Source organism: Streptomyces endocoffeicus, from assembly GCF_016741935.1.
Classification (GTDB): Bacteria; Actinomycetota; Actinomycetes; order Streptomycetales; family Streptomycetaceae; genus Streptomyces; species Streptomyces endocoffeicus.
In genome coordinates, this window is record NZ_JAERRG010000010.1 from 39,571 (window position 1) to 56,219 (window position 16,649).

Below are 16,649 nucleotides of genomic sequence, written 5' to 3' on the forward strand. Positions count from 1 at the left end.
CCGGGCTCACGGTGAGTGCCGGGCGTCCTTGCGCAGCCCGTCCTCGAAGCGGGCGAAGTGGTCGTGGCGCTCACGGCGGCGCTCGCTCTCCGGCAGCGTTTGCGGGGCCCGCGCGGCCGGGGCGGTGGCGATGCGCGGCAGCGCGTACGGATGGGTGTCCCGCAGCCATGTGATCATCTTCTCGCGCACCTCACAGCGCACGGTCCACGCGTCGTCCGGGTCCCGCGCCGTGATGAGCGCCCGCACCATGATGGTGCTCGGGGTGGTGTCCGTCACCACCAGGTTCCAGTCCCGGCCGTCCCAGGCCGGGGACTTCTGCACGATCTCGCGCAGGTGCTCCCGCATCTCCTCGATGGGCGCGGTGTGGTCCAGGTGGAAGTAGACCGTGGCCACCTTCTGGGTGCCGCCCCGCGACCAGTTCTCGAACGGCTTGTTGGTGAAGTACGACACCGGCATGGTGATGCGGCGCTCGTCCCAGGTCCGTACGGACAGGAAGGTCAGCGTGATCTCCTCGACCGTGCCCCACTCGCCGTCCACGACCACCGTGTCGCCGATCCGCACCATGTCGCCGAAGGCGATCTGCAGCCCCGCGAAGAGGTTTCCCAGCGTGGACTGGGCGGCCACACCGGCGACCACCCCGAGGATCCCGGCGGAGGCCAGCATGGAGGTGCCGACCGTGCGCATCGTCGGGAAGGTCAGCAGCATGGCCGAGGCCGCCACCACGCCGACGATCGCGGCCACCACCCGCTGGATCAGCGTCACCTGGGTGCGCACCCGGCGCACCCGCGCGGGGTCGTGCGCGCTGGAGGAGGCGTAGCGGAAGTAGGAGGACTCCACCACGGCCGAGGAGACCCGCACCATGAGCCACGCCGTGGCCGCGATGAGCACCAGCGCGAGCAACTGGCCGATCGCCGACCCGTGCTCCCGGACGACCCTCGCCTGCGTCTCGTCGTACGAACCGCTCAGCAGCGCCGTGCACACGGTCACCTGAAGAGGGAGCCGGCATTGGCGCAGATGACCCCACAGGGGGGTCTCGGGATGCCGGGCATCGACCCTCCGCAGCAGCCAGTCGACGGCCCAGCCGATGAACAGCGTGATGGCCAGTGAGCCGCCGATGACAATGAGCGGACGCAGCACGTCCTCCATGGACACCTACCTCATCCTTCCCAGGGGAGACTCCAGGGTGTCCTGTCCCGCCTTCCCCGGATCGGGCGCCCTCAGACTGTGACTGGCACGATAGGAGGGGGCGATCCACGGAAAGTGAAACGGGAAGGAAAGTGACGGCGGTGGCCGATACCTCGACGATTGTGCTGTTCCACTCCGCGTACGGGCTGCGGCCGGCCGTGCACGAGGCGGCGGACCGGCTGCGCGCGGCCGGGCATGAGGTGGTCGTGCCGGACCTGTACGAGGGGGAGACCGCCGAGACCGTCGAGGACGGCATGGTGATCAAGGAGCGGATCGGCCGGGACGAGCTGCTGAAACGGGCCATTACCGCCGCCGCGCCGTACTCGGACCGCGGGCTGGTCTACGCCGGTTTCTCGCTCGGCGGCTCCCTGGCGCAGAACCTGGCGCTGGCCGACGACAAGGCGCGCGGACTGCTCCTGCTGCACGGCACCTCGGACATCGCCGACGACGCCGCGGCCGACGACCTGCCGGTGCAGCTGCATGTGGCCGACCCCGACCCGTTCGAGCCGCACGACTGGCTCAACGCCTGGTATCTGCGGATGCGGCGGGCCGGTGCCGATGTGGAGGTCTTCCGCTACGGCGGGGCCGGGCACATCTTCACCGACCCCGAGCTGCCGGACTACGACAAGGAGGCCGCCGAGGCCACCTGGCGGGTGGCGCTCGGCTTCCTGGCGAGCCTCTGAGCCTTCGACGCACGGGTGGGCCCTAACGTACGGGTGGGTCCTAACGTACGGGCGAGCCCTATCGCACGGGCGCGTCGGCGCGCTCGACCTTCTGGCTGCCCGCCTGGGTGCGGTACGACCGCGTCCAGGCGCTCGTGGCGTGCGGATCGGTCCGGTCCGAGACGATGTAGTAGTCCATCTGGGCCCGCCGCGGGGTGACATCGAGCACGCCGTAGCCGTGCGAGTCCATGTCCACCCACTTCACATGGCGGTTGGCGGCCCTGATCGCGGCGGCCGCCGCCAGGGACACCGTCTGCGGTGCCACATGGAGCAGATCGTCGAGGTTGTCGGAGGTCACCGAGGTGACCACGAACTCGGTCGCGGCCGACCGGGAGAGCGGATAGGTGGCGGCCTTCACCGGTACGTCGTTGGCCCACGCCATATGGATGTCACCGGTGAGGAAGACCGTGTTGCCGATTCCGTGGTCGGTGAGGTGGGCGAGCAGCTCGCGCCGGTCGTCCGTATAGCCGTCCCACTGGTCGGTGTTGATGGCCAGCCCGCCCTTGGGCAGCCCCAGCAGCTCGGCGAGCGGGCCCAGCAGCTCGGCGGGGAGCGCCCCGAAGGCGACCGGTGAGATCATCACCGAGTTGCCCACCAGCCGCCAGGTGGTGTCCGAGGCGGTCAGGCCCGACTTCAGCCAGTCGAGCTGGGCGCGCCCGGTCAGGGTGCGCTCCGGGTCGTCCACGTCCCCGCTGCCGGTGGCCGCCTGCTGGGAGCGGAACGAGCGCAGATCGAGCAGGTGGAGATCGGCGAGGTTGCCGTAGCGCAGCCGCCGGTAGGCGGTGCCCTGGGTGGAGGGGCGCACCGGCATCCACTCGAAGTACGCCTGCTTGGCGGCGGCCACCCGCTGGGCCCACGCCCCCTCGGTGCCGGGCGTGTGGTTCTCCGCCCCGCCGGACCAGGCGTCGTTGGCGAACTCGTGGTCGTCCCAGATCGCGATCAGGGGGAGCGCGGCGTGCAGCGCCTGGGCGTCGGGGTCGGTCTTGTAGTTCCCGTGCCGGACGCGGTAGTCGGCGAGCGTGACGATCTCGTGGGTGGGGGCGTGCGGGCGGAGGACGTCCTTCGTCTCCGGGTACTCGCCGCTCTTGTACTCGTAGATGTAGTCGCCCAGATGGAGCACCGCGTCCAGGTCGGTGCGGGCGGCCAGATGGCGGTACGGGGAGAACCAGCCCGCCTCCCAGTTGGCGCAGGAGACCACGCCGAAGCGCAACCCCTCGGTCGCGGCGTCGTGTGCGGGGGCGGTGCGGGTGCGGCCCACGGGGGAGCGGACGCCGCCGTCCGCGCCGAAGCGGTAGAAGTAGCCGGTGGCGGGCCGCAGCCCGCGCACATCGGCCTTGACGGTGTGGTCGGTGTCGGCGGCGGCCTTGACGGTGCCGTGGGCGACGACCGAGCGGAAGTCCCGGTCCTCGGCGACCTCCCAGGTCACCTCGGTGGCGGGGCCGAGCCCCGAGCCCGGCACGGCGTCGGGGGCGGGCGTGATACGGGTCCACAGCAGGATCCCGTCGGGCAGCGGGTCGCCCGAGGCGACGCCGTGCAGGAAGGCGGGCCCGGAGGCGGCGGTGGCGGTGGGGCCCGGGACGAGGGGCAGCAGGGCGGCGGCGGCCGCCGCGGCCGTGACGGCGCTTCGGCGCGATATGTGGAGGTCGGTCACGGCCGAGGAGATTACTGACAAGTAGCCCCCGAGGACAGGGGGCTTGGGGGATGTTCGCCCACCCGTCGCCGCCAGGTCACCACGGCCGTGGGCCGCCGGGGCGGAACGCCGTCGGCGGGCGCGCCCTCGAGGGCACGCCCGCCGACTCGGCCCGAGAAGGGCCGGACGCTACTTCTTGAGGTTCTGCTTGACGAGCGGGGTGAACTGGTCCGGGGTCATCGGCGGGTTCTGGCCCACCATCAGCTTCTTCCCGTTCATCTTGAAGGTCGGGGTGGCGTCGACGTCCTTGGTGTCGTTGAACGACTTGGACATGGCCAGCGCCCACCGGTCGTAGGTGCCGTTCTTCACGGCCTTCTCGAAGGCCGTGTTGCCCTTCAGCTCCTTGACCTGCTGGGCGACGTCGATCAGCTTCTGGTCGTTCGCGAAGGCGTCATCGGTCTCCTGCGGGTGGTTCTTCGGCGCGTACAGCGCCTCCTTGTAGTCCAGGAACGCCTGCGGGCTGACGTTGAGGGCCGCGCCGAGCGCGCTCAGCGCGTTCTTGGAGCCGGCGCCGGGCTGCTGCTTGTTGTCGTCAAGGAAGGTGCCCATGGTGAACTGCGCCTTGTAGGTGCCGTCCTTGATGTCCTTGAGCACCGTCGGGCCGGTGAACTTCTCGAACTGGGCACAGACCGGGCAGCGCATGTCCTCGTAGACGTGCAGGGTGTTCTTGGACTTCTTGTCGCCGATGACGACCGTCGTGCCCTGGGGTCCGGTGGCGTTGGCGGGCTTGGTGAACGCCTTCTTCTCGGCCGCCGCCCGCCACTTCTGGTTGGCGTCGTCCGAGCTCATGTTGGTGACGGCGTAGCCGATGCCGCCGGCTATCGCGAGGACCGCGACGACCGCGCCGCCGACGAACAGCTGGCGCCGCATCCGGTCCTTCTTGGCCTGGCGCTCGCGCTCGACACGCAGCCGTTCGCGCGCGGCCTGCTTGTTCTGCTGGCTGTTGCGATTGCTCATGATGGTTCGATCTCCGTGGGTGTGCGTCGTCAGTGATGCGTACGGGGGTGTGGAGCGCTGTGCTCAGGCAGCGGCCGAGCTGTGCTCAGGCAGCGGCCGAGCAGGGCGGTCCACGACGCACCACGGAGTGCACGAGGAGAGGGAGGGCCGGTGCCGGGCGCACCGGCCGTACGGGCCGCGGGGCCCGGCGGTGGGGCAGCGGGGCCGCCGCGTGGACCGCGACGGCCAGCAGCAGCGGCCGGAAGGCGAAGGCGGCCAGGGAGGCCAGCAGACGGCTCAGGGCGGCCTCGCCGCGCCGCAGCCAGGCCGAGGCGATCAGACCCACCGCGATATGCGCGGCGAGCAGCAGCCAGGGGGTGGCGGAGCTCACGGCGGCCGCCAGCGGGCCGGCGACGCCGTTCTGGGAGACCCCGGACAGCGAACCGCCGAAGTCGCCCCCGCACAGCACGGTGACCCCCATCGAGCGCAGGGAGCCCGCCACCGGGCCGCCGGACTGTCCGTAACACGCCTGCTGGCCGGTGGTGAAGATCGTGTCGGCGGCCAGCTCCAGCGGGATCAGCAGGGCCGCTATGGACCAGAAGCCCCGCTCCCGGCCCGCGAGGGCGTACGCGACGGCGAAGACGGCCACCGCGAGCGCGGCGACGGTGCCCAGCGGCAGCGGGGCCCGCGACAGCAGGACATGCGAAGCCGAGGACAGCGTGACGCACAGCGCTGTGAAGAGCGCCGCGCGCACTGCCCTCAGCTGCGGTCCGGTGCCGTCCATGACTTCGAATTCTGCCATGAACGGCTGTAGGGACCATGTGAAGAATCGGCCGGGCGGTCGGCTACCCGCCCTTGACCTGGATGTTTCACCCCTTGAGCTGCTTGTTCACCGCGTCCGTGAACTCCGTCGCGGTCGCGGGGGCGGAGCCGCCGCTGCCGGTCAGCTGGGAGCCGTCGAGCTTGACGGTGGGGGTGCCGCTCACCCCGGAGGCGTCGAAGTCGGCGATCATCTTCTTCGCCCAGGGGTCGTAGGTGCCCACGCGCAGAGCCTCCCGGAAGGAGGCGTTCGTCTTGAGCGCGTACACCTCCTGGGAGACGGTCAGCAGCTGGTTGTCGTCGGCGTAGGAGTCCTTGCTCTCCTCGGGGTGGTTCTTCGCCGACATCAGGGCGGCCTTGTAGTCGAGGAAGGCGTCGGTGCTCACGTCCAGCGCCGCCCCGAGGGCGCTCAGGGCGTTCGCGGAGCCGCTGCCGCCCATGCTCTTGTCGAGGATGGCGGCGAAGTGGAACGAGACCTTGTACTTGCCGGCCTTGATGTCCTTGGCGATGGTCGGCCCGACCGCCTGGTCGAAGGAGGCGCACGGCGGGCAGCGCAGGTCCTCGTAGACGTCGAGGGTGTGCCCGGCACCGGCCTCGCCGATCACCACGGTGGTGCCGCTCGGCCCGGAGCTGTGGGCGGGCGTGACGAGATTTCCCGGGCCCTGTGAGCCACCGGAGCCGTCCGGGTCCCCGGAACCGCCCGGACTCGGCCCTCCCGGCGGGCCCTGGACGACATCGTCCGACGAGCCGCCCCGGGAGCCCTTGTCGTCATCCGTGAACACGAGAACGCCCGCGATCACCGCGGCGGCGGCCGCCACCGCGATGACGGCCGTAAGGCCGGCGTTGCGCTGCCGGTCCGCCGGTGCGGGAGCGCCGCCCCAGGGCCCGCCGCCCGGCCCGGGCGGCGGGCCCTGGGGCGGTGGACCCTGAGGCGGCGGGGGAGCGGGCGGGAAGCCCGGAGGCTGATCCGGGGGCGGCGGATGACCCGGCTGCTGGTACGGATTCTGCTGCGGGTCTCGCTCGCCCCCCGGCGGCTGCTGTCCAGGCCACATGGCCGACAACGATAGAGGGGCGAGCGCACCCCGGCCATGGCCGGGGTGACGATCAACAGTCCCGGGGGACGGGCGTCCCCCAGGGAGGCGATCAGAGGCCGGGGATGCGGCCGTTGCGGAAGAGGTCCACGAAGATCTGGTGGTCGGCGCGGGCGCGGGCACCGTAAGAGTGCGCGAAGTCCACCAGGAGCTCGGCGAAGCCGTCCTCGTCGGCGACGATCACCGCGTCGATGGCGCGCTCGGTGGAGAACGGCACCAGCGAGTGGCCGCTCTGGTCGTCCGCGGCCGCGTGCATGGTGGCCGTGGCCCGGCCGAGGTCCGCGACGACGGCGGCGATCTCGGCGGGGTCGTCGATGTCGGACCAGTCCAGGTCCACCGCGTACGGCGACACCTCGGCGACCAGCTGCCCCGCCCCGTCCAGCTCGGTCCAGCCCAGCCACGGGTCGGCGTGGGCCTGGAGCGCGCGCTGGGAGATCACCGTGCGGTGGCCCTCGTGGTGGAAGTAGGCGCGCACCTGCTCATCGGTGATGTGCCGGGAGACCGCCGGGGTCTGCGCCTGCTTCATGTAGATCACCACATCGTTCTCCAGGGCGTCGCTGTTGCCCTCCAGAAGGATGTTGTACGAGGGGAGCCCGGCGCTGCCGATGCCGATGCCCCGGCGGCCCACCACGTCCTTGACGCGGTAGGAGTCCGGGCGCGAGAGACTGGACTCCGGGAGCGTCTCCAGATAGCCGTCGAAGGCGGCCAGCACCTTGTAGCGGGTGGCCGCGTCCAGCTCGATGGCCCCGCCGCCGGCCGCGAAGCGGCGCTCGAAGTCGCGGATCTCGGTCATCGAGTCCAGCAGCCCGAAGCGGGTCAGCGAGCGGGCGTCACGCAGCGCGTCCAGCAGCGGGCCCTCCGCGGTCTCCAGGGTGAAGGGCGGCACCTCGTCGTTCTTGGCGCCGGTGGCCAGGGCGTGAACGCGCTCGCGGTAGGCGCCGGCGTACGTCCGCACCAGCTCGGTGATCTTCTCGTCGCTGAGCGCCTTGGTGTAGCCGATGAGCGCCACGGAGGCGGCGAAGCGCTTGAGGTCCCAGGTGAAGGGGCCGACGTACGCCTCGTCGAAGTCGTTCACATTGAAGATCAGCCGGCCGTTGGCGTCCATGTAGGTGCCGAAGTTCTCGGCGTGGAGGTCGCCGTGGATCCACACCCGGCTGGTGCGGTCGTCCAGGTACGGTCCGCCGGAGCGCTCCCGCTCCACATCGGAATAGAACAGGCAGGCGGTGCCGCGGTAGAACGCGAACGCCGAGGCGGCCATCTTCCGGAACTTGACGCGGAAGGCGGCCGGGTCGGCGGCGAGCAGCTCGCCGAAGGCGGTGTCGAATACGGCGAGGATGTGCTCGCCGCGCTGTTCCGCCTGGGTCTGCTGGGTCGACATCGCGGAACGCCTCCTGGGGCATGGGAGAGATGATCGGTGGGGCAGATACGACAGGGTATGTTCCGTCTCGCCGGGTGCGCGGGAAGACCGGATGACCCGTCGGGATCAACGCCTGAGGCTACCCGCGAGTGCCCGGCTCTTGTCAGTGCGGAGGGGTAACCTTCGGAGCTGTCTCGCCGTGCCGTCATCGATTGTTCGCCGGAGGTCTTCCACCGTGACCAAGCCGCCCTTCACGCACCTGCATGTCCATACCCAGTACTCGCTGCTGGACGGTGCGGCGCGGCTCAAGGACATGTTCAACGCGTGCAATGAGATGGGCATGACCCACATCGCCATGACCGACCATGGCAACCTCCACGGCGCGTACGACTTCTACCAGCAGGCGACGGGTGCGGGGATCACCCCGATCATCGGCATCGAGGCGTATGTGGCCCCCGAGTCGCGGCGCTACAAGCGGCGGGTGCAGTGGGGCCAGCCGCACCAGAAGCGCGATGACGTCTCCGGTTCCGGTGGTTACACCCACAAGACCATCTGGGCGTCGAACAAAACCGGTCTGCACAACCTCTTCCGGCTCTCCTCGGACGCCTATATGGAGGGCTACTTCGTCAAGTGGCCGCGGATGGACAAGGAGACCATCGCCCAGTGGTCCGAGGGCCTGATCGCCTCCACCGGCTGCCCCTCGGGCGAGCTCCAGACCCGGCTGCGGCTCGGCCAGTTCGACGAGGCCCTCAAGGCCGCCTCCGAGTACCAGGACATCTTCGGCAAGGAGCGGTACTTCCTGGAGCTGATGGACCACGGCATCGAGATCGAGCGCCGGGTCCGGGACGGGCTGCTGGAGATCGGCAAGAAGCTGGACATCCCGCCGCTGGTCACCAATGACTCGCACTACACCTACTCCCGCGAGTCCGTGGCGCACGACGCGCTGCTGTGCGTCCAGACCGGCAAGAACCTGTCCGACCCGGACCGCTTCCGCTTCGACGGCACCGGCTATTACCTCAAGTCGACCGACGAGATGTACGCCATCGACTCCTCGGACGCCTGGCAGGAGGGGTGCCGCAACACCCTCCTGGTGGCCGAGCAGATCGACAACAACGGCTGGTTCGAAAAGCGCGACCTGATGCCGCGGTTCGATGTGCCCGAGGGGTACACCGAGGTCACCTGGTTCCAGGAGGAGGTCCGCAAGGGGATGGCCCAGCGCTTCCCCGGCGGCGTCCCCGAGGACCGGCAGAAGCTCGCCGAGTACGAGATGGACGTCATCATCCAGATGGGGTTCCCGGGCTACTTCCTCGTGGTCGCCGACTTCATCATGTGGGCCAAGAACAACGGCATCGCGGTGGGCCCCGGCCGAGGCTCCGCGGCCGGTTCGATCGTCTCGTACGCCCTGGGCATCACCGACCTCGATCCGGTCGAGCACGGGCTGATCTTCGAGCGGTTCCTCAACCCCGAGCGCGTGTCCATGCCCGATGTCGACATCGACTTCGACGAGCGCAGGCGCGGCGAGGTCATCCGGTACGTGACCGAGAAATACGGTGCCGACAAGGTCGCCCAGATCGGCACCTACGGCACCATCAAGGCCAAGAACGCCATCAAGGACTCCGCCCGGGTGCTCGGCTATCCGTACGCGATGGGCGACCGCATCACCAAGGCCATGCCCGCCGACGTCCTCGGTAAGGGCATCCCGCTCTCCGGCATCACCGACGAGAAGCACCCCCGCTACAGCGAGGCGGGCGAGGTGCGCGGGATGTATGAGAACGAGCCGGATGTGAAGAAGGTCATCGACACCGCGCGCGGAATCGAGGGCCTGGTCCGGCAGATGGGCGTGCACGCGGCCGGCGTGATCATGTCCAGCGAGACGGTCACCGACCACGTGCCCGTCTTCTCGCCGAAGAACGACGGCCAGGTCGTGACCCAGTGGGACTACCCCACCTGTGAGTCGCTCGGCCTGCTGAAGATGGACTTCCTGGGGCTGCGCAACCTCACCATCATGGACGACGCCGTCAAGATGGTGCGCGCCAACAAGGGCGTCGACCTGAAGATGCTCGATCTGTCCCTGGACGACCCCAAGACCTTCGAACTGCTCTGCCGCGGTGACACCCTGGGTGTCTTCCAGTTCGACGGTGGTCCGATGCGCTCCCTGCTGCGCATGATGAAGCCCGACCACTTCGAGGACATTTCCGCCGTCTCGGCCCTCTACCGGCCGGGCCCGATGGGCATGAACTCGCACATCAACTACGCGCTGCGGAAGAACGGCCAGCAGGAGATCACCCCGATCCACCCCGAGCTGGAGGAGCCGCTCAAGGAGGTCCTGGGCATCACCTACGGCCTCATCGTGTACCAGGAGCAGGTGCAGAAGGCCGCCCAGGTGCTCGCGGGCTACTCGCTCGGACAGGCCGACCTGCTGCGCCGCGCGATGGGCAAGAAGAAGCAGGAGGTCCTCGACAAGGAGTTCGTGCCCTTCCAGAAGGGCTGCCGCGAGCGCGGCTACTCCGACGAGGCCATCCAGTCGGTGTGGGACGTCCTGGTCCCGTTCGCCGGATACGCGTTCAACAAGGCCCACTCCTCCGCGTACGGCCTGGTCACCTACTGGACCGCGTACCTCAAGGCCAACTACCCCGCCGAGTACATGGCGGCGCTGCTCACCTCGGTCCGCGACGACAAGGACAAGTCGGCGGTCTATCTGAACGAATGCCGCCGCATGGGCATCAAGGTGCTGCCGCCGAACGTCAATGAGTCCGAGGCCAACTTCACCGCCCAGGGTGATGATGTGATCCTCTTCGGTCTCACGGCGGTCCGGAACGTCGGCCAGAACGTGGTGGAGGCGATCATCCGCGGCCGTAAGGCCAAGGGGAAGTACGCCTCGTTCCCGGACTACCTGGACAAGGTCGAGGCGGTCGTCTGCAACAAGCGCACCACCGAATCGCTGATCAAGGCGGGCGCCTTCGACGAGATGGGCCACACCCGTAAGGGGCTCACGGCGCACTACGAGGCCCTGATCGACAATGTGGTCGCCGTCAAGCGCAAGGAGGCCGAGGGGCAGTTCGACCTCTTCGGCGGCATGGGCGGCGACAGCGGGGACGGCGACGGGCCGGGCTTCGGGCTCGACGTCGAGTTCGCGGACGTCGAATGGGACAAGAGCTATCTGCTGGCCCAGGAGCGGGAGATGCTGGGCCTGTATGTCTCCGACCATCCGCTGTTCGGCATCGAGCATGTGCTGAACGAGAAGGCGGATGCCGCGATCTCCGCGCTCACCGGCGGTGAGCACGCGGACGGCGCGATCGTCACCATCGGCGGCATCATCTCCGGTCTCCAGCGCAAGATGACCAAACAGGGCAACGCCTGGGCGATCGCCACCGTGGAGGACCTGGCCGGCTCCATCGAGTGCATGTTCTTCCCGGCCACCTATCAGCTGGTCTCCACCCAGCTGATCGAGGACGTGGTCGTCTTCGTCAAGGGACGGCTGGACAAGCGCGAGGACGTGCCCCGGCTGGTCGCCATGGAGCTGATGGTTCCCGATCTGTCCGAGGCGGGCGCCAACGCGCCCGTGACGATCACCATTCCCACGGTCAAGGTCACCCCGCCGCTGGTCGAGAAGCTGAGCGAGGTGCTCACCCACCACCGCGGCTCCACCGAGGTGCGGATCAAGCTCCAGGGGGCGCGGAAGACCACTGTGCTGCGGCTCGACCGGCACCGCGTCACCGCCGACCCGGCCCTCTTCGGCGATCTCAAGGTGCTGTTGGGGGCGTCCTGCCTGGCCGGGTGACCGCCCGGCCCTGACGAAAGCAGTGACCGCCCGGCCCTGACGAAGCAGTGACCGCCCGGCCCTGACGAAAGACGAAAGCAGCGGTTCCGGCGGGGCGCGGTGGCGGGGAACGCACAAGGGGCGCGCCCGTGTCGGGCGCGCCCCTGGGGCCATTTCACGCGGCCTGCCACCGCGGTGGCCCAGCGCCGGTGCGCGGTGCGTCAGTTGTGGCCGAAGCTCTTCTGCCGGTCCTTGCGCGGCGTCGAGGGGCTGCCCTCCGACCGCATCGCCTGCGACTGCGCGTCCACCGAGGACTGCTGGTCGGCGGGGCGGTCGGCCATGCCGCGCTCCTGACGCCGCTCCTGCTGCTGCTTGCGATCGCGGTTCTTGTTCTTGCCCATGGTGGTGTTCCTCCAGTTGGGATCAGCCCCCCGGCGAAGGGCCCCGCTGGGAGAAGCCCTTCGGGAAGAACAGTGACATGCCGAGGTGACCCGTGCATTTCGGGCAATTACGGTGAGTGAGAAGGGGGGTCTTGGCGGGTAAGCCGTATCCGCCACGCCGGTGATCCAGTTCGGACTGATAACCCCCGCACGGTCGGGCAGACTCGAAGGAAAGCGGAAAGACCACATCCGGGGCGGCTGTGCGCGGGGGGCGACCGAGGACTGGATTCGTCAGGGAAGAGGGTGGAACGTGGACCGCTGCGTCGTCCTGGTGGACGCCGGGTACCTGCTGGGCGCCGCCGCGAGCCTGCTGGCCGGGGAGCCCGCCCGATCGCGTATTTCCGTCGACCACGCGACCCTCATCCAGGGCCTGCGGGAGCGGGCCGAGGCCGATACCGAACGCCCGCTGCTGCGGATCTACTGGTTCGACGGCGCCCCCGACCGCGTACCCCAGCCCGAGCACCGGCGGCTGCGCGTGATGCCCCGGGTGACCGTACGGCTCGGCGCGCTCACCCGCAGCGACGGCCGCTGGGCCCAGAAAGGCGTGGACGCCGCCATGCACGCCGAGCTCACCGAGCTCGCCCGCAACCGGGCCTGCTCCGACATCGTCCTCGTCACGGGCGACGGGGATCTGCTGCCCGGGCTGATGTCGGCCAAGGAGCACGGAGTCGCCGTCCACCTCTGGGCGGTGCAGGCCGCCGACGGCGACTACAACCAGTCCGAGGACCTCGTGGCCGAGGCCGATGAGCGGCGCGTCCTGGACCGCGCCTGGATCACCCGGGCGGTACGCGCCAAGGAGCTTCCCGGGCCCTGTGCGCCCGTCTCCGAGCCGCGCCCGGAGATCGCGGCCATTCTCTCCGCCCCGCTGCCGGAGACCGCCACGGCCGCCGCTGCCGCCGCCGCTGCCGCGGCGGCGGCGCCCGGCGCGGCGGAGGCGGCCCCCGGCCGCAACGGCGCCGCCCGGCCCGGCACCGACGTGACCGGACCGGCCGCCGCCCCCGGCCGTCCCGCCGCCGCGGCCGCCGAGGCGGGCACGGACGCCGCGGCAGGGGCCGCGGCCAAGGGCGTGCCCACCCCCAAGGACCTCGCCGACCTGGGCCGCGGCCCCGCCGGGCCCGGCGGCCAGGCGGACCGGCAGCCGGCCGGCGCCACGCTGCGCTGGTCCTCCGACAAGGGCTGGATCGACCGGGGCCCCGGCTCCGGGATGGGGGAGCCGCCGGAGACCGCCAACCTCCCCATGCTGGCCCAGCTCACCAGCGCCGAGCAGCGCTGGGCCGACCGCGAGGAGGACATCACCGCGGTCAGCGGCGACCCGTTCGAGGTCGGCCAGGTCTTCGCCCGTCGCTGGACCGACCGGCTCGCCGATACGGGCCCTCTCCAGCAACTCTCCACGGAGTACCCCCGCATCCCGCACCGCATCGACGGTGAACTGCTGCGCTACGCGGCCCGCTTCGGGCTGCTGGCCCACAAGGACGACCAGATCGACGAGCACGACCGCTATGCGATCCGGGCGGGCTTCTGGCGCGAGATCGACCTCCGCTCGGCGGCGGAGCACGCCCAGACGGGCGGCTAGGCGGTATCCGGCGGATCGTGCCGCCTGCGGCGGGCTGCCCCTCCCCGCCCCTTCCCGAAACTGGGGCTCCGCCCCAGACCCCGACCGGGGCTCCGCCCCAGACCCCGACCGGGGCTCCGCCCCAGACCCCGACCGGGGCTCCGCCCCAGACCCCGACCGGGGCTCCGCCCCAGACCCCGAAGCTGGGGCTTCGCCCCTGGCCCCGAAGCTGGGGCTTCGCCTCAGGCCTCGGGCCGGGGCTCCGCCTCTGGCCTCGGGCCGGGGCTCCGCCTCTGGCCTTGGGTCGGGGCTTCGGCTCAGGCCTTGGGTCGGGGCTCCGCGCCTGGCCTTCGCCCCGGGCTCCGGCCTTGGCCTTGGCCTTGGGCCGGGGCTCCGGCCCTGGCCTGGGGTCGGGGCTCCGCGCCTGGCTCCGGACCCGGGCTCTGGCCCTGGCCTTGGGTCGGGGATCCGCGCCCGGCCTCGGCCCCGGGCTGTGCCCCTGATTCCGGGCCGGGGCTCCGCGCCTGGCCCCGGACCGGGGCTCCGCCGCTGACCCCCGACCGGGATTTCGCCTCAGACCTCGGGCCGGGGCTCCGGCTCAGGCCTTGGGTCGGGGATTCGCCCCTGGCCCCGGACCCGGGCTGCGCCCCTGATCCCGGGCTGGGGATCCGCCCCTGGCCCAGGACCCGGGATCCCCTTACCTCGGGCCGGGGTAAGGGCCCCAGGCCCCCGGACCGGGGATCCGCCCCTTCCCGCGGTATCGATATGTCGCTCCGCCGCGTGGCGGGGCGCGTCCCGGGGCCGGGTGCCGGGGTCCGGGGGCGGAGCCCCTGGTAGTGGGAAGGGGCGGGGAGGGGAAAGATCCGCCCGGCGCCCCGTAGGCCGCAGTCCGGCCCTGTCCCCGCGAACCGCGCCCCGAGGGCCCCTAGGGCCCCGAGGGCGGGAGCGGGTGTTTGGGCGCGTACCCTCATAGCTCGTGAGGACGGGCGCGAAACAGGCGACGAGTGGCGATGTGGTGTGCACCGTGCGCGGCCTGGTCAAGACCTATCCCGCGGCGCGCGGCCGACGCGGGGCGCCCGCCACGCCCGCCGTCCGGGCCAGCGACGGCATCGACCTCGATGTGGTGCGCGGTGAGGTCTTCGGGCTGCTCGGGCCCAACGGCGCCGGCAAGTCCACCCTCGTACGGCAGCTCACCGGCCTGCTGCGGCCCGACGAGGGCCAGGTGCGGGTGCTCGGCCACGATCTCGTACGCCACCCCGAGCGCGCCGCCCGGCTGCTCGGCTATCTCGGCCAGGACTCCACCGCGCTGGACGAGCTGACCGTCGCCCTCGCCGCCGAGACCACCGCGCGGCTGCGCGGCCTGGAGACCCGGGCGGCCCGCGCCGAGCGCGACGCGGTGATCGAGGAGCTTGGGCTCGGGGAGGTCGCCGGGCGCCCGCTGAGGAAGCTTTCCGGGGGCCAGCGGCGGCTGGCCTGCGTCGCCGCCGCGCTGGTGGGGGAGCGGCCGCTGCTGGTGCTGGACGAGCCCACCAGCGGGATGGACCCCGTCGCCCGGCGCGCCGTATGGGCGGCCGTGGACCGGCGGCGGGCCGAGCGGGGGGTGACGGTGGTGCTGGTCACTCACAATGTGATCGAGGCGGAGACGGTCCTGGACCGGGTCGCGGTGCTGGACCGCGGCCGGGTCATCGCCTGCGATACGCCCGCCGGACTCAAGGCGCTGGTGGCCGACGAGGTGCGGCTGGAGCTGGTGTGGCGCACCGAGCCGCCGCTGGAGGTGCCCGAGGTCGCCGCCCTGTGGAAGTCCGCCGAGGCGGCCCGGGCCGTCGGCGGCGCCTCCGGGCGGCGCTGGACGCTCCGGCTGCCGCCGGACGACGCGCGCGCCGCCATCGCCACCGTGACCGGCGGCCCGGCCTTCGCCGCGCTGGACGATTTCACCCTTGCCACGCCGAGCCTGGAGGATGTGTACATCGCCCTGGGAGGCCGTGCGGAGGGTGCGGAGGGGCTGGTGAAGGCGTGACCGCCGGGGCGAGCCGGTGAACATGTCGGTGAACGCGTCGGTGAACGTGTCGGTGACCGTGACCGTATTCGAGCCGTAAGAGGCGAAGAGGAGCAGCACAACGTGAGTGTCATGCCCGCCGTGTCCGGTGTATCCGGTGTGCCCGGGGCCACTGGTGTGCCTGGTGTGTCCGGTACGTCTGCTGGGCTGCCCGGTGCGTCCGGTGTGTCCGGTGCGTCTGCTGGGCTGCCCGGTGCCTCGGGTGTTTCGGGTACCTCGGGGGCGTCCGGTGACGCCGGTGACGTCGGTGACATGCCCGCGCCGCTGGCTGCCCGTGCGCGGCTCTTCCCCGCGCTCGTCGCGGTCTACCGCGCCCAGCTCTCACGGGCCCGGGTGGCCCGGATCCCGCTGCTCTTCGTGGCCACCTTCCAGTCCGTCGGGATCATGATCCTGATGCGCGGGGTGGTGGACGGCGGAAGCGAGGCGCGGTCGGTGGTGGCCGGGTCGAGCGTGCTGGTGGTCGCCTTCGTGGCGCTCAACCTGCTCGCGCAGTACTTCGGCCAGCTGCGGGCCAGCGGCGGTCTTGACCACTACGCGACCCTGCCGGTGCCGCCCTCGGCCGTGGTGCTCGGGGCGGCCGCCGCGTACGCCTCCTTCACCGTGCCCGGGACCGCCGTCACCGCGGTGATGGGCAGTGTGCTTTTCCAACTGCCCATGACCAACCTGTGGATCCTCCTCGCCGTGATCCCCCTGTCCGGCGCCGCCCTCGCCGGACTCGGCGCCGCACTGGGGCTGCTCGCCCCGCGCCAGGAACTTGCCACGCTGTGCGGGCAGTTGGGGATGTCCGCCGCGTTGCTGCTCGGTGTGCTGCCCGCGGCCCGGATGCCGCAGGTGGTGTCGTACGCGCGCGATCTGCTGCCGTCGACGTACGGTGTGGAGGCCCTGGCCCGGTCCTTCGACGGGCAGCCCGACTGGTGGGTGGTCTGCGCCGATCTCGGGGTGTGCGCCGGGGTGGCCGTGGTGTCCCTCGCCGCCGCGACCTGGGCCTATCGGCGGGCGGCGGTGCGGTGACGCGCCGCAGCGAACGTCCCGCCGACCGAA

The 16,649-nt window shown here is 71.1% G+C and carries 12 protein-coding genes; 5 read left to right on the forward strand and 7 right to left on the reverse strand.

Features of this window, described 5'->3' with window-relative positions; all coding sequences use genetic code 11:
• Nucleotides 1–6: 6 nt before the first annotated feature.
• A complete protein-coding gene (locus tag JK364_RS24525; protein ID WP_201853675.1) occupies nt 7–1,146 on the reverse strand; it encodes a mechanosensitive ion channel family protein in 1,140 nt (379 codons plus the stop codon).
• Nucleotides 1,147–1,277: 131 nt separating this feature from the next.
• Between JK364_RS24525 and JK364_RS24530 the strand changes: the two genes are divergently transcribed.
• Nucleotides 1,278–1,868, forward strand: coding sequence for a dienelactone hydrolase family protein (locus JK364_RS24530; protein WP_201853355.1), 591 nt, complete (start codon nt 1,278–1,280; stop codon nt 1,866–1,868).
• A 58-nt stretch (nt 1,869–1,926) separates the two neighbouring features.
• On the opposite strand, the gene JK364_RS24535 is transcribed toward JK364_RS24530, so the two are convergent.
• The 5 genes from JK364_RS24535 to JK364_RS24555 all read right to left on the reverse strand — a co-directional run bounded on the left by JK364_RS24535 (nt 1,927) and on the right by JK364_RS24555 (nt 7,821).
• Nucleotides 1,927–3,558, reverse strand: coding sequence for an alkaline phosphatase D family protein (locus JK364_RS24535; RefSeq protein ID WP_201853356.1), 1,632 nt, complete (start codon nt 3,556–3,558; stop codon nt 1,927–1,929).
• Between the two features lie 168 nt (nt 3,559–3,726).
• On the reverse strand, nt 3,727–4,554 hold the full coding sequence (locus JK364_RS24540; protein WP_201853357.1) for a thioredoxin domain-containing protein: 828 nt from the start codon (nt 4,552–4,554) through the stop codon (nt 3,727–3,729).
• A gap of 85 nt (nt 4,555–4,639) precedes the next feature.
• Nucleotides 4,640–5,317 (reverse strand): hypothetical protein, encoded by a 678-nt coding sequence (locus JK364_RS24545; RefSeq protein WP_201853676.1) that lies wholly within the window; start codon nt 5,315–5,317, stop codon nt 4,640–4,642.
• An 85-nt stretch (nt 5,318–5,402) separates the two neighbouring features.
• Nucleotides 5,403–6,404, reverse strand: coding sequence for a thioredoxin domain-containing protein (locus JK364_RS24550; protein WP_201853358.1), 1,002 nt, complete (start codon nt 6,402–6,404; stop codon nt 5,403–5,405).
• 91 nt (nt 6,405–6,495) lie between these two features.
• Nucleotides 6,496–7,821: a DUF2252 domain-containing protein gene (locus JK364_RS24555; protein WP_201853359.1), complete on the reverse strand. Its 1,326-nt coding sequence runs from the start codon at nt 7,819–7,821 to the stop codon at nt 6,496–6,498.
• A gap of 214 nt (nt 7,822–8,035) precedes the next feature.
• Here JK364_RS24555 and dnaE point away from each other — a divergent pair, with 214 nt between their 5' ends.
• The gene (dnaE, locus tag JK364_RS24560) at nt 8,036–11,581 is read left to right on the forward strand and encodes a DNA polymerase III subunit alpha (protein ID WP_201853360.1); all 3,546 of its coding nucleotides are present in this window, start codon (nt 8,036–8,038) and stop codon (nt 11,579–11,581) included.
• 200 nt (nt 11,582–11,781) lie between these two features.
• Here dnaE and JK364_RS24565 read toward each other — a convergent pair whose 3' ends face one another.
• Nucleotides 11,782–11,961 (reverse strand): hypothetical protein, encoded by a 180-nt coding sequence (locus JK364_RS24565; RefSeq protein ID WP_201853361.1) that lies wholly within the window; start codon nt 11,959–11,961, stop codon nt 11,782–11,784.
• A 289-nt stretch (nt 11,962–12,250) separates the two neighbouring features.
• Between JK364_RS24565 and JK364_RS24570 the strand changes: the two genes are divergently transcribed.
• The 3 genes from JK364_RS24570 (at nt 12,251) to JK364_RS24580 (ending at nt 16,619) form a co-directional block, all read left to right on the forward strand.
• Complete coding sequence (locus JK364_RS24570) at nt 12,251–13,573, forward strand: NYN domain-containing protein (RefSeq protein ID WP_201853362.1); 1,323 nt, start codon at nt 12,251–12,253, stop codon at nt 13,571–13,573.
• Nucleotides 13,574–14,528: 955 nt separating this feature from the next.
• Nucleotides 14,529–15,569 carry an ABC transporter ATP-binding protein gene (locus tag JK364_RS24575; protein ID WP_201853363.1) on the forward strand — a complete coding sequence of 347 codons (1,041 nt, stop codon included), beginning with the start codon at nt 14,529–14,531 and terminating at the stop codon, nt 15,567–15,569.
• Between the two features lie 291 nt (nt 15,570–15,860).
• Nucleotides 15,861–16,619, forward strand: coding sequence for an ABC transporter permease (locus JK364_RS24580; RefSeq protein WP_201853677.1), 759 nt, complete (start codon nt 15,861–15,863; stop codon nt 16,617–16,619).
• Nucleotides 16,620–16,649: the final 30 nt, after the last annotated feature.